General features: G+C 71.9%; 14 protein-coding genes and 1 riboswitch. Of the genes, 7 read left to right on the top strand and 7 right to left on the bottom strand.

The genetic code is table 11. The features are described from left to right. Positions 1–290: 290 nt before the first annotated feature. Entirely contained in the window at positions 291–839 is a 549-nt protein-coding gene (locus tag M2283_RS12770; RefSeq protein ID WP_280876234.1) for a MarR family winged helix-turn-helix transcriptional regulator, read from the bottom strand. Between the two features lie 151 nt (positions 840–990). Here M2283_RS12770 and M2283_RS12765 point away from each other — a divergent pair, with 151 nt between their 5' ends. Continuing rightward, positions 991–2,256: an MFS transporter gene (locus tag M2283_RS12765; RefSeq protein WP_280876286.1), complete on the top strand. Its 1,266-nt coding sequence runs from the start codon at positions 991–993 to the stop codon at positions 2,254–2,256. Between the two features lie 51 nt (positions 2,257–2,307). Here M2283_RS12765 and M2283_RS12760 read toward each other — a convergent pair whose 3' ends face one another. Then, complete coding sequence (locus M2283_RS12760) at positions 2,308–3,960, bottom strand: ATP-binding SpoIIE family protein phosphatase (RefSeq protein WP_280876233.1); 1,653 nt, start codon at positions 3,958–3,960, stop codon at positions 2,308–2,310. Positions 3,961–4,174: 214 nt separating this feature from the next. Further along, positions 4,175–5,542 (bottom strand): NAD(P)/FAD-dependent oxidoreductase, encoded by a 1,368-nt coding sequence (locus tag M2283_RS12755; RefSeq protein ID WP_280876285.1) that lies wholly within the window; start codon positions 5,540–5,542, stop codon positions 4,175–4,177. A 374-nt stretch (positions 5,543–5,916) separates the two neighbouring features. On the opposite strand from M2283_RS12755, the gene M2283_RS12750 reads away from it, so the two are divergent. Further along, positions 5,917–6,681: a TetR/AcrR family transcriptional regulator gene (locus M2283_RS12750; protein WP_280876232.1), complete on the top strand. Its 765-nt coding sequence runs from the start codon at positions 5,917–5,919 to the stop codon at positions 6,679–6,681. Positions 6,682–7,081: 400 nt separating this feature from the next. Then, complete coding sequence (locus tag M2283_RS12745) at positions 7,082–9,016, top strand: sigma-70 family RNA polymerase sigma factor (RefSeq protein ID WP_280876231.1); 1,935 nt, start codon at positions 7,082–7,084, stop codon at positions 9,014–9,016. Positions 9,017–9,074: 58 nt separating this feature from the next. Here M2283_RS12745 and M2283_RS12740 read toward each other — a convergent pair whose 3' ends face one another. Further along, a complete protein-coding gene (locus tag M2283_RS12740) occupies positions 9,075–12,434 on the bottom strand; it encodes an AfsR/SARP family transcriptional regulator (protein ID WP_280876230.1) in 3,360 nt (1,119 codons plus the stop codon). A 511-nt stretch (positions 12,435–12,945) separates the two neighbouring features. Continuing rightward, the gene (locus tag M2283_RS12735) at positions 12,946–15,045 is read right to left on the bottom strand and encodes an asparagine synthase-related protein (RefSeq protein ID WP_280876229.1); all 2,100 of its coding nucleotides are present in this window, start codon (positions 15,043–15,045) and stop codon (positions 12,946–12,948) included. A 683-nt stretch (positions 15,046–15,728) separates the two neighbouring features. On the opposite strand from M2283_RS12735, the gene M2283_RS12730 reads away from it, so the two are divergent. The 4 genes from M2283_RS12730 to M2283_RS12715 all read left to right on the top strand — a co-directional run bounded on the left by M2283_RS12730 (position 15,729) and on the right by M2283_RS12715 (position 20,994). Continuing rightward, positions 15,729–17,153, top strand: coding sequence for an MFS transporter (locus M2283_RS12730; protein ID WP_280876228.1), 1,425 nt, complete (start codon positions 15,729–15,731; stop codon positions 17,151–17,153). 80 nt (positions 17,154–17,233) lie between these two features. Next, on the top strand, positions 17,234–18,457 hold the full coding sequence (gene lhgO, locus M2283_RS12725) for an L-2-hydroxyglutarate oxidase (RefSeq protein ID WP_280876227.1): 1,224 nt from the start codon (positions 17,234–17,236) through the stop codon (positions 18,455–18,457). Between the two features lie 370 nt (positions 18,458–18,827). Beyond that, complete coding sequence (gene trmB / locus M2283_RS12720) at positions 18,828–19,610, top strand: tRNA (guanosine(46)-N7)-methyltransferase TrmB (protein ID WP_280876284.1); 783 nt, start codon at positions 18,828–18,830, stop codon at positions 19,608–19,610. Positions 19,611–19,656: 46 nt separating this feature from the next. After that, on the top strand, positions 19,657–20,994 hold the full coding sequence (locus M2283_RS12715; protein WP_280876226.1) for a PrsW family intramembrane metalloprotease: 1,338 nt from the start codon (positions 19,657–19,659) through the stop codon (positions 20,992–20,994). A 12-nt stretch (positions 20,995–21,006) separates the two neighbouring features. Here the strand turns inward: M2283_RS12715 and M2283_RS12710 are convergent, their stop codons facing one another. Both M2283_RS12710 and M2283_RS12705 read right to left on the bottom strand, forming a co-directional pair. Next, positions 21,007–21,951, bottom strand: a complete 945-nt coding sequence (locus M2283_RS12710) for an aldo/keto reductase (protein ID WP_280876225.1) — start codon at positions 21,949–21,951, stop codon at positions 21,007–21,009. Positions 21,952–22,078: 127 nt separating this feature from the next. Next, a complete protein-coding gene (locus tag M2283_RS12705; RefSeq protein WP_280876224.1) occupies positions 22,079–23,116 on the bottom strand; it encodes a M23 family metallopeptidase in 1,038 nt (345 codons plus the stop codon). Positions 23,117–23,127: 11 nt separating this feature from the next. After that, a riboswitch (cyclic di-AMP (ydaO/yuaA leader) is annotated at positions 23,128–23,285 on the bottom strand. Positions 23,286–23,418 lie beyond the last annotated feature (133 nt).

The raw sequence follows: 23,418 nt of genomic DNA, 5'->3' as shown, positions 1-23,418 counted from the left end.
ATTTCCGGCTGTTGGGCCGTTCCGACGTCTAAAACCTTAGCGGATCCTCTCGGCGATTCCCAATCGGGCCGCCGAGCCCCAAATCGAATTGAATTCGGGCACGCCGAAATCAACCCGGTTGGGAGATCGTGCTGATGGTTTGGGTTGCCGCTGTCGCGGCGGAGGTGCTGCCGCAGAACCGTTACGGCCCCGTGGCAACCCGGAGAACTTTACGGATCCAGGGAGGGGCTGTCAACCCATCCCTGTCAAGATCTTTTATGTTGGGCTCGGTCCGGGCCTCGGGACAGGTATCAGTCCAGGTCACTGAGGCGTCCGCCCGCGTCCGGCTGGGCGTGCTCCACCCTACGCAGGAGGCGGGTGAGGACGTCGCCGAGGGCTGCGCGGTCCTCGGGAGAGAGGTCCTGGAGCAGGTCCTCCTCGAAGACGGTGGCGAGGCGCATCGCCTCCAGCCACTTCTCGCGACCCTCCACCGTGAGTTCGACGATCACGCGGACCCGGTTGGACTCGTCGCGTTCCCGGGTCACGAGGCCCTCGCCGACCATGCGGTCGATGCGGTGGGTCATCGCGGCCGGCGTCAGGCCGAGGCGCTTGGCGAGATCGCTGGGGCCCATGCGGTAGGGGGCGCCGGCGAGGACGAGTGCCTTGAGGACCTCCCAGTCGGCGTTGCTGATCCCAAGGGCGGCGGTCTGGCGGCCGTAGGCGACGTGCATACGGCGGTTCAGGCGGGACAGTGCCGAGACGATCTTCTCGACCTGCGGGTCGAGGCCCTGGAACTCGCGCTGGTAGGCGGCGATCTGCTCTTCGAGCGTCGGCTCGGTGACGCCAGGGGTCTCGGCCATGGCCGCAGTATGGCACGCGCCCCCTTTGCTTTGAAGTCCTTCGCTGTGTACTATTTAGCTTCTAACTTTAGCTTCGAAGTCTTCACTCCTAACTACTAGGAGTCTTAACTACTTGAGAGAGGTGAACGTGACCAGGGCGATGGGCGCAGCGATGCGCCGGATCCACGTGGGAAACGCACTCAGCGCGTTCGGGCTCGGCTTCACGGTCCCGTACCTGTACGTCTATGTGGCGCAGGTGCGAGGTCTGGGAGCTATGACGGCGGGGCTCGTCCTCGCCGTCTTCGCCGTGGCCGCGCTCGTCGTGTTGCCGTTCGCCGGGCGGGCCATCGTCCGGCGCGGTCCCCTGCCGGTTCTGATCGCCGCCCTGGTCACCGCCGCGCTGGGGGCGCTGAGCCTGGGCCTCGCGGGCAGCTCGACGGCCGTACTGCTGTCGGCGGCGGCGCTCGGGGCCGGGCAGGCCGTGATGCAGCCGGCGCTGGCGACGATGATCGTGGACTGCTCGACGTCCGACACGCGCTCGCGTGCCTTCGCGACGCAGTTCTTCCTGCAGAACCTGGGGCTGGGTGTCGGCGGGCTCATCGGTGGTCATCTGGTCGACACCACGCGCGCGTCCTCCTTCACGCTGCTGTTCTCGATCGAGGCGGCGATGTTCCTGCTGCTGGCGGTCGTGATGGCGACCGTGCGGACGCCGCACGCCCCGCACATCGGGGACGCGCCGGCCGGGTCGGCGAAGGGGAGCTGGAAGCAGCTGCTCGGCAATCGGGCCATGGTGCAGCTGTCCGTACTGGGCTTCGTGCTGTTCTTCGCCTGCTACGGGCAGTTCGAGTCCGGGCTGAGTGCGTACGGGGTCGAGGCGGCCGGGATCTCGACGTCCGCGCTGGGCTCGGCGCTTGCCGCCAACACCTTGATGATCGTGGTCGCGCAGTTCGCCGTGCTGAGGTTCGTCGAGCGGCGCCGGCGGTCGCGGGTCATCGCGGTCGTGGGGCTGATCTGGGCCGTGGCATGGGTCGTGGCCGGGTACGCCGGGCTCGGGCACGGCAGCAAGGAGATGGCGACGGCGGCCTTCGTGTCGACGTACGCGCTGTTCGGGCTGGGTGAGGCGATGCTGTCGCCGACCGTCGCTCCGCTGGTCGCCGATCTGGCGCCGGAGGGGATGGCCGGGCAGTACAACTCCGCCTTCGCCCTGGTGAAGCAGCTCGCGCTGGCCGTCGGGCCCGCGGTGGGCGGGCCGATGGGGGCCTCGCTGCACGCGCCGTACATCGTGGCGTTCCTGCTGTTCTCGCTGGGGATCACGTTCCTCGCGCTGCGGCTGGGGCGGCAGCTCACCGCCGTACAGGATCGGCCTTGGGCGGTGGCGAGGAGTCGGGTGGTTGCTCGGGGTGGGGCTTCTGCGGAGCCGGTCGTCGCTGAGGCGTGAGAGAGAGTGGAGCAGCCGTCGCCCTTGGGTGACGGCCGCTTTTGTGTGGGGTCAGGCCGGGCGTGGGAGTACGAACTCGCACCAGACCGCTTTGCCGCCGCCCGGGGTGCGGCGGGAGCCCCAGTTCGAGGCGATCGTGGCGACGATGGCGATGCCTCGGCCGGACTCGTCGCCCGGTTCGGCGCGGCGGCGGCGGGGGAGGTGGTCGTCGCCGTCGGTGACCTCGATGATCAGGCGGCGGTCGGTGCGGCGCAGACGCAGGCGCATGGGTGGGATGCCGTGCTGGAGGGAGTTGGCGACGAGTTCGCTGGCGGCCAGGACGCCCAGGTCGTGCAGTTCGGTGGGGAAGCGCCAGCTGGTCAGGACGCCGGAGGCGAACGCACGCGCGCGTGGGGCCGCTTCGACGCCGCCGAGGAGCTCCAGGGCGGCGTTGCGGAACAGGTCGCTGTCCGGGCCGGTGCGGGCCGGGTGCTGGAGGACGAGGACGGCGACGTCGTCGTCGTGGTCCGCGGTGACGCCGGCCGAGCGGACCAGGCGGTCGCAGACGACCTGCGGGGTGCCCGTGGCGCCCGCAAGGGCGCGCTGCAGGGCCGCGATGCCCTCGTCGAGGTCCTCGTTGCGGCGCTCGACCAGGCCGTCCGTGTAGAGGACGGCGGTGGAGCCGGGGCCGAGCGGGATCGAGCCCGAGGAGTGCATCCAGCCGCCGGTGCCCAGCGGCGGCCCTGTCGGTTCGTCGGCGCGCAGGACGACCCCGCTCTCGTCGCGGACCAGGATCGGGAGGTGGCCGGCGGAGGCGTACACCAGGCGACCCTCGTTCGGGTCGTGGATGGCGTACACGCAGGTCGCGATCTGGTTGGCGTCGATCTCGATGGCGAGGCCGTCCAGGAGCTGGAGGACCTCGTGCGGGGGGAGGTCGAGGCGGGCGTACGCGCGGACCGCCGTGCGGAGTTGGCCCATGACGGCCGCCGCTCTGACACCTCTGCCCATGACGTCGCCGATGACCAGGGCGGTGCGGCCGCCGCCGAGGGTGATGACGTCGTACCAGTCGCCGCCGACCGCGGCCTCCGTGCCGCCGGGCTGGTAGGTGGCGGCGATGCGCAGGTCGTCGGGCTCTTCGAGCTCCTGCGGGAGGAGGGAGCGCTGGAGGGTGACGGCCGTTTCGCGCTGGCTGCGCTCGCTCGCGCGCAGGCGCTCGGCGGCCTCGGCGTGGTCGGTGACGTCGGTGGCGAAGACGAGCACTCCGCCGTCGTCGTCTCCCTCGGCGACCGGGGTGCAGGTGAAGGTGTAGGAGCGGCCGTCGGGGGCCTTGCGGGACTTGAGGGTGCGGGACTTGCCGCTGCGCAGGACCTGGTCGAGGAGCGGGAGCAGGCCCAGTTCGTCGAGTTCCGGCAGGGCGTCGCGGGTCGGCTCGCCCAGGGGGCGTACGCCGAAGGCCGTCACATAGGCGTCGTTCACGTACGCCACGCGGTGGTCGGGGCCGTGGACGAGGGCGACGAGGGCCGGGACGCGGTCGAGGACCTCGCGGACGGGGAGGTCGTCGACGGCCGGTACGGGCGGGGGCTCGTCGGTGAGTCGTTCGGCGCGGGCGGCGGGGACGGAGCCCGCGGCCTCCGTCCGCCGGTCCGCGGTGACCGCGTGGTCGGTCCGCGCTGCGGCGCGGCGCTGCGTTCCGGGGAGCCGGGCGCTCCAGCGCGTGAAGTTCACGAATCCTTGCCTCGTGTCGTCGTCTTCTGCCGGCTCCGGACCCGGCCGGGGGTCTGGGGGTTGGCACCCCGGGGATGCAGCACTGTGGGGAGAGCCTCGTGGGTTCGAGGGGCGAGCTTCTGCTCGTCCGAGGGGTGGGACCAGTCTGGCAGTGTGGCCTACGAGGGCGACATCCGTCAGACGCCTGCGCGGTGTACGGAGTTCCTCACTCCGGTCAGGACGACCCCTTCGGGTCGGTAGGAGGCTTTCCACCGGCCGCGAGTTCGAACTCCGCTCGGGGATGTTCGAGCGAACCGAGCGACACGATCTCCCGCTTGAAGAGTCCCGAGAGCGTCCATTCGGCCAGGACGCGAGCCTTCCGGTTGAAGGTGGGCACCCTGCTGAGGTGGTAGACGCGGTGCATGAACCAGGCAGGGTAGCCCTTCAGCTTGCGGCCGTAGACCTGGGCGACGCCTTTGTGCAGGCCGAGTGAGGCGACCGAGCCGACGTACTTGTGCGCGTACGTCTCCAGGTCCTCGCCGCGCAGGGTGTGCGCGATGTTGTCGCCGATGACCTTGGCCTGGCGGACGGCGTGCTGGGCGTTGGGCGCGGTCTCGGTGCCGGGTTTCTCGGCGGTGACATCGGGGACGGCGGCGGCGTCTCCCGCGGCCCACGCGTGCGTGGTGCCCTCGATCGTCAACTGAGGGGTGCATTTCAGCCGACCGTGTTCGTTGCGCGGGAGGTCGGTCCCGGCGAGCAGCGGGTGGGGTTTCACGCCGGCCGTCCATACGACCGTACGGGTCGGGAAGCGGGCTCCGTCGTCGAGGACGGCGACGCGGTCGACGCAGGATTCCAGCCGGGTGTGGAGGCGTACGTCGATGTTGCGGCGGCGCAGTTCGGTGACCGTGTAGCGGCCCATCTCCTCGCCGACCTCGGGAAGGATGCGGTCCGAGGCCTCGACGAGGATCCACTTCATGTCGTCGGGCTCGACGTTGTGGTAATAGCGGGCGGCGTAGCGGGCCATGTCCTCGAGTTCGCCGAGCGCCTCCACGCCCGCGTAGCCGCCGCCGACGAAGACGAAGGTCAGGGCGGCGTCGCGGACGGCGGGGTCGCGGGTGGAGGAGGCGATGTCCATCTGCTCGATGACGTGGTTGCGCAGGCCGATGGCCTCCTCGACCGTCTTGAAACCGATGCCGTGCTCGGCGAGGCCGGGGATGGGCAGGGTGCGCGAGATCGAGCCGGGCGCGAGGACGAGTTCGTCGTACTCCAGTCGCTCGGGGCCCGCGCCCTCCTCGTCGGTGGCGAGGGTGGTGACGGCGGCGGTGCGCTTGGCGTGGTCGATCATCTCCGCCTCGCCGATGACCACATGGCAGCGATCGAGGACGCGCCGCAGCGGGACGACGACGTGGCGGGGGGAAATTGAACCGGCCGCCGCTTCGGGAAGGAACGGCTGATAGGTCATGTACGGGTCGGGAGTGACGACCGTGATCTCGACTTCGCCCCGTTTGAGTTCTTGTTTCAACTTCCGTTGCAGGCGCAGAGCCGTGTACATCCCGACGTAGCCGCCACCGACAACGAGAATGCGCGCACGTTCCTTCACCATCCCATGACGCACCCAGCGCTTGAGTTTGTCCACAGTCTCGACAATTTGTGTGACCGCGGGTCGGGGACATCCGGACTTGGCCGAATTGCCGGAGTGCGCGGAAGGTTTGCAGGTCAGCAGGTGTGCGCCGGGTGACCTTGAGGGGTGTAATCGGGACGTATGCGGCCCGTACTCCGATCGGGGGGCGCTCCGTGCGGAACCTGCCCCTTCTGAATTGACCCCCGCTCAACTATGTTCGTGTGTCGACGGGGTGTAGGGGGATGCGCTCATCGGGTCCGCGACGGGCGGGTTCGTGGTCGCGCTTGTTCCCACGCCCCAGCTGCCGATGGCGGGGAGAGTCTCCGGGGGGAGACGTCATTACCGGGGGAACATTCATGCATATTCAGGACACTCATTGGTCGTCCGCGTCCACACTCGCACCAGCTGGTGTGGTGAGCGCGGCGACGGCAAACGGACGCGGGGACGGTGCACGCACGGCGCCCCTCCGCGTGGACGCACAGCGCAATCTGGAACACGTACTGCGCGCGGCGCGCGAGGTCTTCGGTGAGCTGGGATACGGCGCACCGATGGAGGACGTGGCGCGACGGGCGCGGGTGGGTGTGGGGACCGTCTACCGGAGGTTCCCGAGCAAGGACGTCCTGGTGAGGCGGATAGCCGAGGAGGAGACCTCCCGGCTGACCGATCAGGCCCGGACGGCGCTCGGCCAGGAGGACGAGCCGTGGTCGGCGCTCTCGCGCTTCCTGCGTACGTCGGTGGCCTCGGGTGCCGGGCGGCTGCTGCCGCCGCAGGTACTCAGGGTCGGCGTCGCGGAGGAGCAGGGCGACGGCGTGTTCGACGAGGCGCGCGTGCCGCAGCAGCGGTCCCAGCCGGGTGCCGGGGAGTTGCGGCTGGTGCCCGAGGGGGCACCGGCGATCTCGGCGGACGACGACACGGGTGCGGCCGCGCTGCTGGAGGTCGTGGGCCAGCTCGTGGACCGGGCGCGTGCGGCGGGTGAACTGCGGCCCGACGTCTCGGTGTCGGACGTACTGCTGGTGATCGCGACGGCCGCGCCCTCGCTGCCGGACGCGGCTCAGCAGGCCGCCGCCTCGGCGCGGTTGCTGGACATCCTGCTGGACGGGCTGCGGTCCCGACCGCTGTGACGGATCGCGGTCGCGGCCGGCGTGAGTCGGCCGCGGTCGCGACCGGCGCGGCCGTGGGCACTGTCGCGGCCGTGTGGCTCTGCCGCGGTCATGGCAGGGCGACTCCGGCCGCGGTCATGGCCGGAGTTACTCGAAAAGGTGACGGAGGAGCGTGGGCTGTGCGCGGCCCGCGCCCCCCGCGCGAGCCCACAACACGCCCGGCATTCCGGACAGATGACGCAACTCCCGCCCCGGGAGCGCCGATTGAGCCTTCCCCGGAAGGGTGACGCCTAGCACTGCGGCACGACAAGTCCCCACGGACGAGTGGAAGGTCCCCTCCAAGGGGGTCCTGAACAAAAGCCAATATGGCACTCTGACCCGGTGTTCGGGACTGTAGGTCAGGCGGCGGGGGCTTTCCGCGATGAGCGTTGACGGGCGGGACGAGTCACTGGGTGACGGTGACCCGGAGGCCGGCGGTTCCCCGCAGGTACCGAGTCAGGGTGGCCGGGCCGCCGGGGCGGCGCGCGGCGCCGAGCCCGTCGAGGCCGGCATCCCCGCGCAGGGCGGTGAGCCCGTCGAGGGCAGCGTGCCCGCGCAGCGCGACCGGCGGGAGGACGGCAGTGTCCTGCCACCGCCGAGGGACATGCCACCGGCCGACGCCGACCTGATCGAGCGCATGCGCGCGGGCGACGACACGGCCTACGAGGAGCTGTACCGGCGCCACGCGGACGCCGTGCGCCGCTACGCCCGTACCTGCTGCCGTGACGCCCACACCGCGGACGACCTCACCGCCGAGGTCTTCGCCCGCATGTTGCAGGCGGTGCGCGGCGGTTCGGGACCCGAGCACGCCGTACGCGCCTATCTGCTCACCACCGTCCGCCGGGTTGCCGCGAACTGGACCAAGTCGGCCCGGCGCGAGCAACTGGTCGACGACTTCGCGGTGTTCGCCGCGCAGGCCGCCCGCGGCTCCGAGGTGTCCGACGACGACACACTGGATCTGGGCGCCGATGTGCGGGCGATGCACGAGGCCGAGCAGTCCATGGCCATGCAGGCCTTCCGGTCGCTGCCCGAGCGCTGGCAGGCCGTGCTGTGGCACACCGAGGTCGAGGACGAGTCGCCGAGCGAGGTCGCCACGCTCTTCGGGCTGGACGCCAACGGCACGCGCGTGCTCGCCAGTCGCGCCCGCGAGGGCCTCAAGCAGGCTTACCTCCAGGCCCACGTCAGCGCCGCGCTCGTCGGCGACGAGGAGTGCGCCCGCTACGCCGACCGGCTCGGCGCCTACGCGCGCGGCGGACTGCGCACCCGTGCCGAACGGGGCCTGCGCAAGCACCTGGAGGAGTGCGCAAAGTGCCGGCTGGCCGCGGGCCAGATCAAGGAAGTCGCCAGCGGTATCCCGGGTGTTGTGCCGGTCGCGGTCATCGGCTGGTTCGGTGCCGCCGGGTACGCCAAGGTGGTCGCGCTCATCGCGGGCGGTGCCGGGGCCGGGGCGGCGGGTGCCACGGGTGCGGCCGTGGCGGCGGGCGGCAGTTCGTCGGGCGGGGCGGGCGCAGGTGGCGCGGCGGCCTCCGAGGGGCTCGGCGCGCCCGTGAAGGCCGGTATCGCGGCCGGTGTGGTCGCGGTGGCGGCCGCCGCGGTGGCGCTCGCGCTGACCGGCAGCGACGTCCCGCCCAAGAAGCCCGACGCCAAGCCGCCCGTGTCCGCGCCGGTGGTCCAGCCGGAGGCGCCGACGCCCACGCCCTCGAAGAAGGACCCCGAACCGAAGCCTCCGGTGTTCGCTGCGGCGCCCGCCCCCAAGCCGACCCCGACGCCGACACCCCGGCCGAAGGCCAGCCCGACGCCGACCCCGAAGCCCACCCCCACTCCCACGCCGAAACCGACCCCGAGGCCCACCCCGACGCCGCCCCCGCCTCCCCCGCCCGCTCCGAATGTCTACCAGTGGAGCGAGCTGTCCTACAACGTCGCCGGCGACGGCACCGGGCCCGAGATGCGGCTCGGCGAGAGCAGTTGGGTGTGGCAGCGGTACGGGGTGACGATCGCCGACACGAAGTACGCGCACGGCGTGACCGTGCACGGCCGGTCCTCCGTCACCATCGACCTCAACCGCGACTGCACCGCCTACGACGCGCTCGTCGGCGTCGACGACATGACCCTCGGGATCGGCCGGGTCCACTTCTCGGTCTACGCCGACGGCGCCCGGCTGTGGCGGTCCGGGACGGTCCGGGGCGGCGACCGGGCGGTGCCCGTCCATGTGAACCTCGCCGGACACGAGACCGTACGGCTGGTCGTCGAAGCGCTCAGCGACTTCGACTCCCTCGCGCTCGCGGACTGGGCCGAGTCGAAGTTCACCTGCTCCTAGGGACTCGGCAGGCGTCGGCAGGCTCCCCAACAGGCCCTGGTGCAGCACCTGTTGGGGGTCACGGGCCGGAGGGGAGGGCGTGCAGTGCCTCGTCGAGTTCGGCGATGGCCTCGGCCGGGGTGAGGGTCGCGCCCCGGGTGCGTTCCGCCGCGTACCGCGCCGGGCCCAGGGCGGCGCGGGCGGCCTCCTCGGCCCGCTCGGCGTCCTCGCCCTCCGGAAGGGAGCGCGGGTCGCCGGCACGCCACCCCTCGGCGGCGGCGAACAGCCGGGCCGCGCGCGGGAGGTCGCCGAGGTCGGACAGCAGAACGGCCGTCATGTCCACGAGGGCCGCCACGACCGCGTCGGCACACCGCTTCTCGACCGCCTCACGGACGATCTCCGCGAACCGGGGCAGCCCCTGCGCCGGGCCGGACTCGGCGACCGTCACCATCGCCTCGACCGAGTGCAGCGCCACCATGAACTGAGGCGGCGCCACGTCCTGCCCGGCCTCCGCCCGGATCACGTCCACCAACTCGCGGGCGTGGGCGATGTCCTTGTCGTCCAGTGCGATGCGGGCCCGCATCATCCTGACGAACGCCCGGGCCTCCGTGACGCCGTAGCGGTCGGCGGCGGTGTCCGCGTCGTCCAGGGTCGCCAGCGCGGCCGAGCGGTCGCCCGTGCGGTAGGCGACCTCGGCGAGCCGGGCGATGAGGAACGGCGACTCGGCGTACGCCCCCACCTCGTAGGCCAGCCGCAACGCCTCCGCGTACTCGTCCTTGGCCCCCTCCGGCCGGCCGCGGACCATCGCCGCCTCGCCGGCCGCGCTGCACACCTGGGCGCGCATCCAGCGGTCGCCGACCCGGCGGCTGAGTTCCCGCAGTTCCGCGAGGTCGTCGTCGACGCCCTCCAGGCTGCCGGAGGAGTCGACGACCGTGTGGGTGCGGAACATCAGGCTGACGCCGATCGCCCAGTCGTCGCCGTGGGCACGGCAGTTGGCGAGCACGCTGTCCAAGGACTCCCGTACGCTCCGCGAGCCGTCCCTGCCGAAGGTGATCAACGGCCAGGCGAGCCCCGGTATCCGGGCCGCGTCCGGACCGCCCCGCGCGAAGAAGTCCCGCACCCGGTCGATGTACTCCCGCATCCGGTCGTCGAGGATGCCGTCCAGCGGTTCGGTGTCGACCCTGAAGAAGAGATGCAGCATCCGGAGGTTCATCCGCCGCGTCCGCAGCGGATGGTGCGCCTCCCCGTCCGGGTCGGCGAGGAAGGCGTCGACGGGGTCGTCCTGCTCGACGGCGTCCAGTGCCATGCCCAGGCGCAGGACCTGCTCGGTCCAGGCCATGGCCTCCGTACGGTAGTTGCGCAGCCACCAGAACCAGCCCATGGCCAGGACGAGGGTGCCGGCCTCGGCCTCCTCGCGGTCGACCAGAGCACGGTGCAGGGCCGCGCGGATGTTGTCCTGCTCCGTCTCCAGGCGGGCGATCCACGGGAGTTGAGCGGCGGAGCGCAACTGGGGCTCGGCCTCCTCCACGAGTGCGCGCACCCACGCGCGGTGCCGGCGCTCGGCCGCGGCACGCAGTTCAGGGACCTCGGCGGCGCGCTCGACGGCGTACTCGTGGATGGTCTCCAGCATTCGGTAGCGCATGCCGTCGCCGCCGTCGCGCTCGTACGGGGACGCCACGATCAGGGACTTGTCGACCAGCGCCCCGATCAGGTCGGCCGCGGAGCCCGTGCACACGGCTTCCGCCGCCGCGAGGTCCCAGCCGCCGGCGAAGACGGACACCTCGCGCAGCACCGTCCGCTCCCGCTCGTCGAGCAGGTCCCAGGACCAGTCGACGACCGCGCGCAGGGTCTGCTGGCGGGGCAGAACCGTGCGGCTCCCGGAGGTGAGGAGGCGGAAGCGGTCGTCCAGGCGGTCGGCGATCTGGCGGGGGGTGAGCAGGCGCAGCCGGGCGGCGGCCAGTTCGATGGCGAGCGGCAGGCCGTCGAGCCGGCGGCAGATCTCGTCCACCGCCGCGCTGTTGACCTCGTCGCGGAGCAGGGTGGCCGCGTCGGGGCGGACGGCGGTGGCGCGCTCCGTGAAGAGGCGGTGCGCCTGGTCGGGGACGAGGGGCTCGACCGGGCGCACGGACTCGCCGGGGACGCCCAGGGGTTCGCGGCTGGTGGCGAGGACGGTGAGGCCCGGGCAGTGGGTGAGGAGGGTCTCGGCGAGGGTGGCCGCCGCCTCGATGACATGTTCGCAGTTGTCAAGGATCAGGAGCTGGCTGCGGGGGGCGCAGTGCTCTACGAGCAGGGCGATCGGGTCGTCCTGCGGGGCCGTCAGCTCGGTGGTCTTCAGTACGGTCTCGCGCAGACCGAGGGCGTTGACCACCGCGCCTGGCACCGCCTCGGGCTGGTCGAGGGGTGCCAGCTCGACCAGCCAGGCCTGGGGGGTGCCTGCGGCGGCTTCCTCGGCCAAGCGGGTCTTTCCTGAGCCGCCCGGTCCGGTGAGCGTGACCAGTCGGGCCCTGTGCAATTCGGAACGGATGGCGCCCAGCTCTGGTTCCCGGCCCACGAAAGAGGTAAGTCGGGGACGGAGGTTGCCGGTTCGGGTGGGGGCTTCGGGGTGGGTGGAGGCCTCAGGGTGGGTGGGGCTCTCGGGGGGTGAGGGGGCGGTGGGGGGTGTGGGAGTGACCTGGTGGGTCGGGCCCTCAGGGTGGGTGGGGGGTGACGGGGTGCGTGGGGGTGGGGTGGTCAGTAGTTCCGTGTGCAGGGCGCGGAGTTGTGGGCCCGGGTCTGCGCCCAGGCCTTCCGCCAAGGTGCGGCGGGCCGTCTCGTAGGCGTCCAGGGCCTCTGCCGTGCGGGCCGTGTCGCGCAGGGCGCGGATGAGCAGCGCGTGCAGTGGTTCGTCGTACGGGTGGGTCGTGGTCAGTTCTCTGAGGCGGGGTACGACCTCCTGGGCTCGGCCCAGGCGTAGGGCCGCCTCAGTGCGGGCTCGGGTCGCCTCCAGGTGCAGGGCGTTGGGGCGGGTCGCGGCCGTGCGGTCGGGGAGGTCGGCGAGTGCTGGGCCGCGCCATAGGGCGAGGGCCTCGTCCAGGGTGTGGGCGGCGGTGTTCGCGTCGTCGTTCGACAGGGCGGTCGTGCCCTCGTGTACGAGGCGTTCGAAGACGAACAGGTCTACGTCGTCCGGGGTGGCCGTGAGGCGGTAGCCGCCGGGGGCCGAGGTGATGGCGTCCTTGCCGAGGGTGCGGCGTAGGCGGGCGATCAGGGCCTGCAGGGCGGCGAGGGCGTCGTGGGGTGGGGTGTCCGACCAGATCTCTTCGATCAGGGTGTCGGGGGTGGTGAGGCGGCCGGGGTGCAGGGCGAGGGCCGCCAGGAGGGTGCGGAGGCGGGGGCCGGGGATGGGTAGGGGGGTGCCCTGGGTGTCCTCGGCCTGGGTTATGCCCAGGATTCTGTACCGCACCTGGTCATTGTCGCTGGGGGTGAGGGGTGGGGCACGGTGTTTGTGGGCGGTGGTGTGGTGGGCTTGGTTGTTTTCGCCCCCGCCGCCCCTACCCGTCCCATCCCCAGGGGCGCTGCCCCTTCGACCCCATCGGGGCTCCGCCCCGGACCCCGACCGGCCCTGAACGGGCCATGTCCTCAAACGCCGGACGGGCTGAAGGACAGGGATGCGGACCAGCATCCAGGAGGCGCAGCCCGGCGGGGTGGGTGGGGGATCGGGATAGCAGAACCGCGGCCTCAAACACCGGACAGGCCGAAAGACAGAGGTACGGACCGACGTCCACGAGGCGCAGCCCCACCAGAGTGGGTGGGGGATCGGGATAGCAAAGCCTCGGCCTCGAACACCGGACAGGCTGAAAGACAGAGGTGCGGACCGGCGTCAAGAAGCAACCCGCCGCCGCACGCACGCACGCGTGCGTGGACGTGAAGTCTCCGCCGGCACCCGCTCGTTCGCCCGCAACCCCCGCCCGCCCTCACGCAACCCCCGCCCCACCCCCCGAAGCCAACGCCCCCGGCCTCGGAGTGATCCCTGCCGGTACCGCCCTCTGACGGGCGGGTGTCCCCGTCCAGCAAGTGCCTCGGCGGGAGAGGAGGCGGCGTAGCCAGAGTTCCAGGGAGACGAGGTCGGCCAGGCCGTCCAAGGGGAGGGGTTCGCCTTCCGCGGCTGCGCGGAGGGCCTTGCGGACCACTCGGGCCTCGACCAGGCCCGCCTCCGCCAGGAGAGGGGTGCCGAAGAGGGACATCAGGGAGTCGGCGGCCACTCGGAGGCCCTTGCGGGTGGCGGCTGCGGCTGGGGCGTGGGTGGGGGCGCCCCAGCCCGGGGGGAGGTCGGTGACGCCGGCGCCCTCCAGGACCGTGCGGAGGATGGCCGCGCGGGCGCCTGGCTGGACTCGGAGTGCCTCGGGGAGGGCGCGGCAGGCGCGGACCACCTGGTTGTCGAGGAAGGGGGCGTGGAGGCGTTGGGAGCGGATCTCGGCGGCCTGTTCCAGGACGCGTAGGTCTGCCGCGTGGCGGAACAGGGCCGCACGCGCGCGATGGTCGCCGGGGCGCTGGCCGGGGCCGAAGCCCGAGCGGCTCGTGGAGGTCTGGAGGCGAACCGATACTTCAGCGAGCGCCTCGCCGGTCAGCCAGCGTGCGGCGGGGCCCGGTCTGGCCCAGGTGAGGGCGGCCAGGGACGCGCCCACGGCGCCGCCGGGCTCCTCGAAGCGGCGCTGCATCAGGCGCTCGCCGAGCAGCTCCAGGCCTTCGAGGTAGGGGGTGCGGGCAAGCCGGCGGGCGGCGCCGTACACGCGCGCGGGGACCATCACCGAGCCGTCCGCCTTCGCGAGCGCGGCCACGGGGCGTACCAGGTGGCGGCGTTTGCGGTCCATCAGGAGGTCGGCCAGGCGGGCCGGGTGCGCGTCCAGGACCTGGCGGGCGCCGTAGCCCGTGAAGTGGTCCGCGCTGCCGGCGGCGAGACGGGCGCGGTGGCGGGCGGCGGAGACGAGGGAGGGGCCCGGTTCGTCGGTCAATGGGCCGTCGAGGTCTGCGTACGGGAGTGTCTCGTCGCCGCCGGTGACCACCACGTGGTGCAGGCGGGGGTTGGCTGCCAGGGTGCCCGCCCGTTCCAGTTCCGACTCCCGGCCGCCGACCGCCAGGTCGTTGAAGGTGACCGCCAGCAGTCGCTCCCCCGCGCCCGTGCCGTGGCCCAGGACCGTGCCCGGCATGCCCGGCAGGCCGGCGGCGAGCAGCGCCAGGGTGCCCGAGGCGGGGCCGCCGGAGAGGTCGGCGCCGATGCCCGCGACCGGCATCCCGCGCGCGGCACGCCGTTCCGCGGGTCCCATGCCGGGGACCGGGCCGGGGTCTATGTCGGCCCCGGGCACGTGCCGGGGCGCCGACAGTCGCGCGCGTACCGCCTCGACCAGTGCGTCACGCACCGCGTCGACCGCGCTGTCCGGGTCGGCCGAGGGCGCCGCCACGGCGAGGGAGGCGACCTGCTCGTAGCTCGCGATCTCGCGTGCCCCGGTGCGCAGGATCAGGGTGTGGCCCGGTGGGATGCGCCGTACGCCGTCGTACGGGGTCGAGTCGTGCACGGCCGCCGGGACGTCGGGGGCCGCCAACAGGGCCGCCAGGTGACCGAAGTCGAGGTTCGCCTCGATGAGGTCGGCCAGCGGCAGCGCGGCCGTCGCGTACGCCGTGCCGCCCGCCCAGGGGGTGTAGAACACCGGGCGCATGCCCGCCAGATCGCCGCAGACGGTCACCCGGCGGCCCACCTGGACGATGGCCGTGTAGCTGCCCGGCCAGGCCGTCAGATGGCGAAGTGCGCCTCCGCGCGCGGCGAACAGCCCGACCCGCAGCTCCTCGTCGGTGGCCCCGCACGTGCCCAGGACCGCGATCCGGTTCTGGGCGTCGGCCCGCACGATCCGCACCTCGTCGGGGCGCCAGTCACCGACCGCCCACAGCGGATCGGGATCACCCCAAAGGAGTTGGGAACCCACCGGGTGCACGGTCTCGCCGTCGAGCCCCGTGGCCCCCGCGGAACCGATCGTGGCGGTCCCAGCGGCGGTACTGCTCCATCCCACCAACCACCGCATCGACGCCTCCACAGCCTGTGGACAACCAGTGCACCGTACGAACTGGTTCCCCATGCTGCCATGAAGGACGCACCTCGGAGGGGTGGTGGCGCCGCTTGCGCTCCCTGGAACGCGCCCCCGCGCCCACCCTCCGGGGTGGGCCAACACCCGTACGGGGCAAGGCGTCTGCGACTCGAATGCGCCCCCAGCGCGCGCCCCGAAAACACCCTTCGCGCCCTCAACTGCCATGGTAGGAGCGCTGATTAGCCCGGGATGGCGGGGTCGGTTTTCGGCCAAATCGGCGATGCGGAGACAGGCTTGCACACGCTCCGTGCATGCCCTGCGCACCGCCATACAGGCGCGCAGCCCGGGAGGCGGAGATCGCCTCCCGGACTTCTCCGCCGCCCGCGGGGATGTAGGCGGCGGTGTCCCCCAGCCCACTGGATCCAGTACAGCGGGCCGACCCACGCAGGGTCCATGGAACCGCTCCCCCGATGGCCGGAGAAGAGCGCACGGACGGGCGCACGGCCACACACTGGGAGCACGGCACAACAGCCCGTATCGGACCCGCACTTCAGTACGGACCACAATCCCGCCATCCGGAACAATGCCCCTTAACGCTTGGGATGCGGCGAACTACGCTGGGTTTACGAATGCCGGGTGGTTATGCCAGCGCGGCAGCCGTCTGTGTCGAGGGGTGGCGCATGTCCAGGGAGCAACGCGGGCCGAACGAAAAACTCGGCGCCGTTCTCGCCCTCGCGGGAATCAGCAACGCAGGACTCGCGCGTCGCGTCAACGATCTTGGCGCTCAACGCGGGTTGACTCTTCGCTACGACAAGACGTCGGTCGCGCGCTGGGTGTCGAAGGGGATGGTGCCTCAGGGTGCCGCGCCGCACCTCATCGCTGCCGCGATCGGCCAGAAACTCGGCCGCCCGGTGCCGCTCCACGAGATCGGCCTGGCGGACGCGGATCCCGCACCCGAGGTGGGCCTCGCCTTCCCCCGGGACGTCGGACAGGCGGTGCGGTCGGCGACGGAGCTCTACCGTCTCGACCTCGCCGGCCGGCGCGCCGGCTCCGGCGGCATCTGGCAGTCTTTGGCCGGATCGTTCGCAGTAAGCGCGTACGCAACGCCCGCCTCACGGTGGCTGATAACCCCGGCCGACAGCTCGGTCGCCCGAGAGGTGAACCCCGGCGAGGGCTCCGGCGCACCGCTCAAAGTCGGCCACAGCGATGTGCTGAAACTGCGGGAGGCCGCCGAGGACGCCAGGCGCTGGGACTCCAAGTACGGGGGCGGCGACTGGCGTTCGTCGATGGTGCCCGAGTGCTTACGGGTCGAGGCGGCACCGCTGCTGCTCGGCTCGTACTCCGACGAGGTCGGCAGGGCGCTGTTCGGCGCCTCCGCCGAACTCACCCGTCTCGCGGGCTGGATGGCCTTCGACACGGGCCAGCAGGAGGCCGCGCAGCGGTACTACATCCAGGCGCTGCGACTCGCCCGCGCGGCGGCGGACGTGCCGCTCGGCGGGTATGTGCTGGCGTCGATGTCGTTGCAGGCGACCTACCGGGGATTCGGCGACGAGGGCGTCGATCTCGCGCAGGCCGCGCTGGAGCGGAACCGGGGGTTGGCCACCGCCCGCACCATGAGCTTCTTCCGGCTCGTCGAGGCACGGGCCCACGCGCGCGCGGGTGACGCGCAGGCGGCCGGCGCGGCGCTGAAGGCGGCGGAGGGGTGGCTGGAGCGGTCCCGGGAGGGCGACAACGATCCGTCCTGGCTCGGCTTCTACTCCTACGACCGGTTCGCCGCGGATGCCGCCGAGTGCTATCGCGATCTGAAGGCGCCCCGGCAGGTGCGGCGGTTCACCGAGCAGGCGTTGTCGAAGCCGACGGAGGAGTTCGTGCGGTCGCACGGGCTGCGGCTGGTTGTCTCGGCGGTCGCTGAACTCGAGTCGGGGAACCTTGATGCGGCGTGCGAGCAGGGGGTGCGGGCGGTGGAGGTTGCCGGGCGGATCTCTTCGGCTCGGACCACCGAGTATGTGAAGGATCTTCTTCATCGCTTGGAGCCGTACGGGGACGAGCCGCGGGTTGTCGAGCTGCGGGAGCGGGCTCGGCCGTTGTTGATGGCTCCGGCGTAAGGGTCACCGCCCCGCGCCCCTCACGGGGCGCTACCGTCCCCCGCGTTTGAAGTGACTGTCAGTGGCGCAGTGCACTATCGATGGTGGAGGTGGTGCTGGTGGCGTCGGGGATCGTCTACGACTGTGACGTGCTCGTGGTCGGCGGGGGCATCGTCGGGCTGTCGGCGGCGTATGCGATCACGCGGGCGGCGCCCGGTACGCGGGTGAGCGTGCTGGAGAAGGAGCCGGGGCCGGCCCGGCATCAGACCGGGCGGAACAGTGGAGTCATCCACAGCGGGATCTACTACCGGCCGGGTTCGCTGAAGGCGCGGTACGCGGTGCGCGGGGCCACCGAGATGGTGAAGTTCTGCGCCGAGTACGGAATCGCGCACGCCGTCACCGGGAAGCTGATCGTCGCGACCCGGCGGGAGGAGCTGCCCCGCCTGCACGCGCTCGTGCAGCGCGGCCGGGAGAACGGGATTCCGGTACGGGAGCTGGGCGCCGCCCAGATCGCCGAGTACGAGCCCGAGGTGCGGGGCCTGGCCGCCATACACGTCGGGACGACCGGGGTCTGCGACTTCGTCGGCGTCGCGCGGCAGCTGGCGAACGCGTCCGGCGCTGAGATCCGGTACGGGGCGCGGGTCGTCCAGGTGGACCGGCGCCCGGAGTTGGGCGTCGCCGTCCGGACCGCCCGCGGGGACGTCATCCGCGCACGCGTGCTGGTGAACTGCGCCGGGCTGCACTGCGACGAGGTGGCACGGCTGACCGGGGACGACCCGGAGATGCGGATCGTGCCGTTCCGCGGCGAGTACTACGCGCTGGCGCGGCCCGAGCTGGTGCGGGGGCTGGTGTATCCCGTACCGGATCCGGCCTTCCCGTTCCTCGGAGTGCATCTCACCCGGGGGATCGACGGGGGCGTGCACGTCGGGCCCAACGCGGTGCCGGCGTTGGCCCGGGAGGGATACGACTGGGGGGTCGTACGGCCCCGGGAGACGGCGGGGACGCTGGCCTGGCCGGGGGCGTGGCGGATGGCGCGACAGCACTGGCGGTACGGGGCGGGTGAGCTCCGCAGATCGGTGTCGAAGGGGGCGTTCACGACGGCGGTGCGCAGGCTGTTGCCGGCCGTGACGCGGGACGACCTGGTGCCGTCGTCGGCCGGGGTGCGGGCGCAGGCGGTGCTGCGGGACGGGACGCTGGTCGACGACTTCCTGATCAAGGAGGGTCCGCGGACGGTGCACGTACTGAACGCCCCGTCCCCGGCGGCCACGGCGTCCTTGCCGATCGGCCGGGAGGTGGCACGGCGGGCGCTGGCCGCGCTGGACTGAGGAGGGCGCGCTGCGAGGGCGCCGCGCCGGCTTGAGGCGGGGGCACCATGCCGACCCGAGGCGCACCCCCCAGCCGACCCGGCCTCCGCATCGCGGACCCGAGGCGCGCTCCCCATGCCACCCCGACGCCCGCTTCCCCGTACAACTCCCACCCCGACGCACGTAAAATCGAGCCACTGTGTCTGAGTCCTCCAACATCCCCGAAACCCCCCGCCCCGCCGCGCCCGCCCCCGACGCGCGTCCCCAGCCCGCGGAGCAGGGCACGCGCGCCCCGGCGCACGCCGATACGGACGGCGCTCCCGCCCACCCCGATACGCGCGCCCCAGAGCCCACCCCCGACTCCTCCCACCCCCACACCCCCGGTGTCTCCCTGCGGCACATTCGGGCCAAGGGGGAGCCTCGGTTTCCCGACGGGCCGATGCCCGATCCCGCGGGGTCGCACTTCGAGCGGCGGATTCGTAGTTTCCAGCCGCGGCGGAGCCGGGTGACCGCCGGTCAGGCGGACGCGTTGCAGCGGTTGTGGCCCAAGTGGGGGCTGGATATCGACGGGCAGCAGGTGCTCGATCTGGCCGAGTTGTTCGGGAACGCCAACCGGGTCGTGCTGGAGATCGGCTTCGGCATGGGTGAGGCCACCGCGCAGATGGCCGCCGCCGACCCGGGCACCAACATCCTCGCCGTGGACGTGCACACCCCCGGCCAGGGAAATCTGCTGAATCTCGCCGACCAGAGCGGCCTGCCCAACGTCCGCGTCGGCAACGGCGACGCCATCATCCTGCTGCGCGAGATGATCGCCCCCGACGCGCTCGACGGGCTGCGCGTCTACTTCCCGGATCCCTGGCCCAAGAAGCGGCACCACAAGCGCCGTCTGATCCAGCCGGAGTTCCTGGACCTCGCCGCCGGCCGCATCAGACCCGGCGGCATCGTGCACTGCGCGACCGACTGGGAGCCGTACGCCGAACAGATGCTCGACGTGCTGAGTGCGCACCCGGAGTTCGAGAACACGGCGTCCGACGGCGGTTTCGCGTCGCGTCCGGAGTTCCGGCCGCCGACCCGTTTCGAGGGCCAGGGGCTGGAGAAGGGTCATGTCGTGAACGACCTGCTCTTCCGTCGCGTACAGCACCGCGAAGGCAACCAACCCCCCACCGGCGCCTGAAGCCTCCGCCCTCCCTCCGTAAGGGCCAATCGTTAGGGTCAATGCCGTGGCCACGTGTCCCCCGTACCCGACGAATCCGCCGTACGCCGGCGGCCCCGCCGGTGGTGCGCTCGGCCACGCCCACTGGTGGCAGCGGAGGTGGGTGCGGTACGGCGCGCTCAGTACCCTGCTCGCGCTCTCCGGACTCGTCATCCTCGCCCTGGTGCGTCAACAGACCGGCACCGAGGGGTTCCTGGTCGGACTCGGCCTCGCCGTGCTGCCCGTGCCGCTCCTCATAGCCGCCTTCCGCTGGCTCGACCGCGTCGAACCGGGCCCCTGGCGCAATCTGCTCTTCGCCTTCGCCTGGGGCGCCTGCGCGGCGGCGCTGATAGCGATCGTCGCCAACAGCTTCGCGACCAGATGGATCGCGACGGCGACCGCGGACCCCTCCAGCGCGGACACCCTCGGCGCGACGGTGATAGCGCCGATCGTCGAGGAGTCGGCCAAGGCCGCGGCCGTCCTGCTCGTCTTCCTGTTCCGGCGCCGGGACTTCACCGGGATCGTCGACGGAGTGGTGATAGCCGGCGTCACCGCCACCGGCTTCGCGTTCACCGAGAACATCCTCTACCTCGGCACCGCCTTCGGCACCGACCAGCTGACCGGCGACCGCGGCATCGCCTCCGTCACCGCGGCGACCTTCTTCGTACGCATCATCATGTCGCCGTTCGCGCACCCCCTCTTCACCGTCTGCACCGGCATCGGCTTCGGCATCGCCGCGCTCTCGGGGGACCGCCAGCACCTGCGCCGCGTCCTCGTCCCGCTGTCGGGGCTGCTGCTCGCGATGGGCATGCACGCGATCTGGAACAGCTCGTCGACGTTCGGCGAGTACGGGTTCTTCGGGGTGTACGCCGCGTTCATGGTGCCCTCGTTCGGGCTGCTGACCTGGCTGGTCGTCTGGACCCGGCAGCGCGAACTGCGGACCGTGCGCGAGGAGCTCCCCGCCTACACCATGGCCGGCTGGCTCACCCCCGCCGAGCCGTACGCCCTCGGCTCGATGCGCGCCCGCCGCCTGGCCCGCGACTACGCCGCCCACCGCTACGGCAAGCCCGCGGCAAGGGCGGTCGCCCAGTACGAGGCGTATGCGACCTCCCTGGCCTTCCTACGCCACCGGGGGCGCCGCGGCCGGGCCGGCGCCGACTTCGTCGTACGGGAGCGGGAGCTGCTGGCCGAGCTGTGGCGCCGCAAGGACGTGGCCCGCCCGGCGCTGGACTACGCGGCCAGGACCACGGCCCCGCCGGTCGCGGTGACCGCGCCGCCCTGGCCGGTGTACGGGGTGTACGGATATCCGGCGCAGCCCGCCCATCCGGCGTCGCCGTATCCCGCGTACAACCCGTACCAGCCGTAGACCAGGGACCAGTCAGGCCGACGCCTGCGTCAGGCGGCTCAACTCCGCCTCCGTCAAGGTCAGTTCCGCCACCGCCAGCAGCGCCGGCAGCTGCTCCACCGTGCGCGCGGACGCGATCGGTGCCGCCACCGTCGGCTGGGCGGCGAGCCAGGCCAGAGCCACGGTCGCGACCTGCGCGTCATGGGCGGCGGCGATCTCGTCGAGGGCGGTCAGGACCCGCTGCCCCCGCTCCGTCTCCAGGTAGCCGGCGGCGCGGCCCGCACGCGCGCTGTCGACCGTCGTACCGGGCCGGTACTTGCCGGTGAGGAAGCCGGCGGCCAGGGCGAAGTAGGGGACGGCTGCCAGGCCCGCCGTGGCGGCGATGTCCCGCAGTTCGCCCTCGTAGGTGTCGCGGGAGACCAGGTTGTAGTGGGGCTGGATGGCCACGTACCGGGCCAGGTCCTCGCGGTCGGAGAACTCCAGGGACTCCCGCAGCCGATCCGGCGTGATGTTGGAGACGGCGATGTGGCGCACCTTGCCCGCCCGCACCAGCTCGTCGAGGGCCCCGATGATCTCCTCGACCGGCACCTCGGGCTGGTCGAAGTGGGTGTAGTAGAGGTCGATGTAGTCGGTGTCCAGGCGGCGCAGCGAGGCGTCGGCGGCGGCCTTGATGTTGGCGCCGGACAGGCCCTTGTACTCGGGGTGCTGGCTGACCTTGGTCGCGATGACGACGTCGGAGCGGTTGCCGCGGGCCTTGACCCACTTGCCGATGATCGTCTCGGACTCACCGCCCGAGTTGCCCTCGATCCACGCCGTGTAGGAGTCGGCGGTGTCGACGAAGTTGCCGCCGGCCGCCGCGTAGGCGTCGAGGACGGCGAAGGAGGTCGCCTCGTCAGCGGTCCAGCCGAAGACGTTGCCGCCGAGGGAGAGCGGGAAGACCTCCAGGTCGGAGGAGCCGAGCTTGCGCAGTGAAGTCATGCTTCACATCAACGCCGACCCGGCGGGCCGATCTTCCGCAGGGGCCGCAAAGTTCCCGTAAACAAGCGGAGTCCGCTGTTCCGGGAACCTGGCGGTGCCTGTCGGCGCTTACCGGTACCTGTCGATGTCAGGGGGTGAGGCCCTTGCCCCGCAGCCACGTCATCGGGTCGATCCCGTCGGACTGGCCGCCCGGGTGGACCTCCAGGTGCAGGTGCGGCCCGGTCACGTTGCCGGTGGCGCCCACGCGGCCGATGACCTCACCCGTGGCGACCTTCTGGCCCACGCTCACGCTGATCGACGACTGGTGGCAGAACCACAGCTCCGTACCGTCGTCGAGGGTGATGATCGTGCGGTAGCCGTACGAGCCCGCCCAGCCGGCCTCCGTGACGGTGCCGCTGTGGATGGCCTTGATGAGCGTGCCCGTGGGGGCGGCGAAGTCGAGGCCCGTGTGGTAGCCGGAGGACCACATGGAACCGGCCTGCCCGAAGGTGCCGGTGATCGTGTACGAGGCGACCGGCAGCTTGAACTGCGTGGCCAGCTTGGCCAGTTCCGCGGCCTCGGCCTTCTTCTTGGCCTCCGCCTCCGCCTTCTTCTTCGCGGCGTCGGCCTTGGCGGCAGCGGCCTTCTCCGCCTTCGCGGCGGCCTGGTCGACCTGCTTGGAGAGCGAGGCCTCGGTGGCGTACTGGACCTTGCTGTCGACCTGGACGCGCTGCGACTCGGCCTGCGCCATGATCCGGTCGCGCAGCACCTCGCCGGCGTCCTTGGTGCCCTGCGCGGTCTCGGTGGAGGTCACGCCGACGCTGCTGAGCGCGGTGGGCGAACCCTTGGCGGCGGGGCTGGAGGACTCGCCGAAGACCGAGCCGACGTTCGGCAGGTCGGGCACGGAGATGGAGACCGGCGGCTTGCCGGTGTTGGCGCTGGCCATGCCGCCCGCGCCGACGGCGGCTATGACACCGACGCCCAGAACCGTGGAGCTGCGGGCGAGTCCCCCGCCGCGCTGCTTGGAGACGCGGTGGCGACCGCGGTTGGGGCGGACGGAATCCTCGGTGGGGTTCCATTCCTCCCACGGGCCCTCGTCGGTGCGGGGTCCGCCGTAGCCAAAGGTCTCGTTGTCACGCTGGCTCGGCACGAACGGGGCCGCCGGGGCAGGGGGGTTGGACGCCACCTGGGCGTACTCCTTTCCTTCCTTCTCGCCTACCGGGTTAGCTGACGGGTTCGGAGCAGGAAGGTCTCCTACGCGCGTAAACCGGTCGTGCGGACACGACGGACTACCCGCGATTCACCCCAAGTTGGTGGTTCCCCGGTTCCCTTGCGGGATTCGGCACGTGCGCACGGAGCCGACTCTTGTGACGGCTGGGACGACCGCGCTGCGTTATCGAACGTTAATAGACGCGGGGTAGGGATTCCAAGCCGTTCGGCGTGATCATTAACGTTTTTGACCTGGACTTACGGGCCACGACCGGCGAA

It is taken from the genome of Streptomyces pseudovenezuelae, from assembly GCF_029892565.1.
Lineage (GTDB): Bacteria > Actinomycetota > Actinomycetes > Streptomycetales > Streptomycetaceae > Streptomyces > Streptomyces pseudovenezuelae_A.
This window is presented reverse-complemented; position numbering and strand designations above follow the sequence as displayed.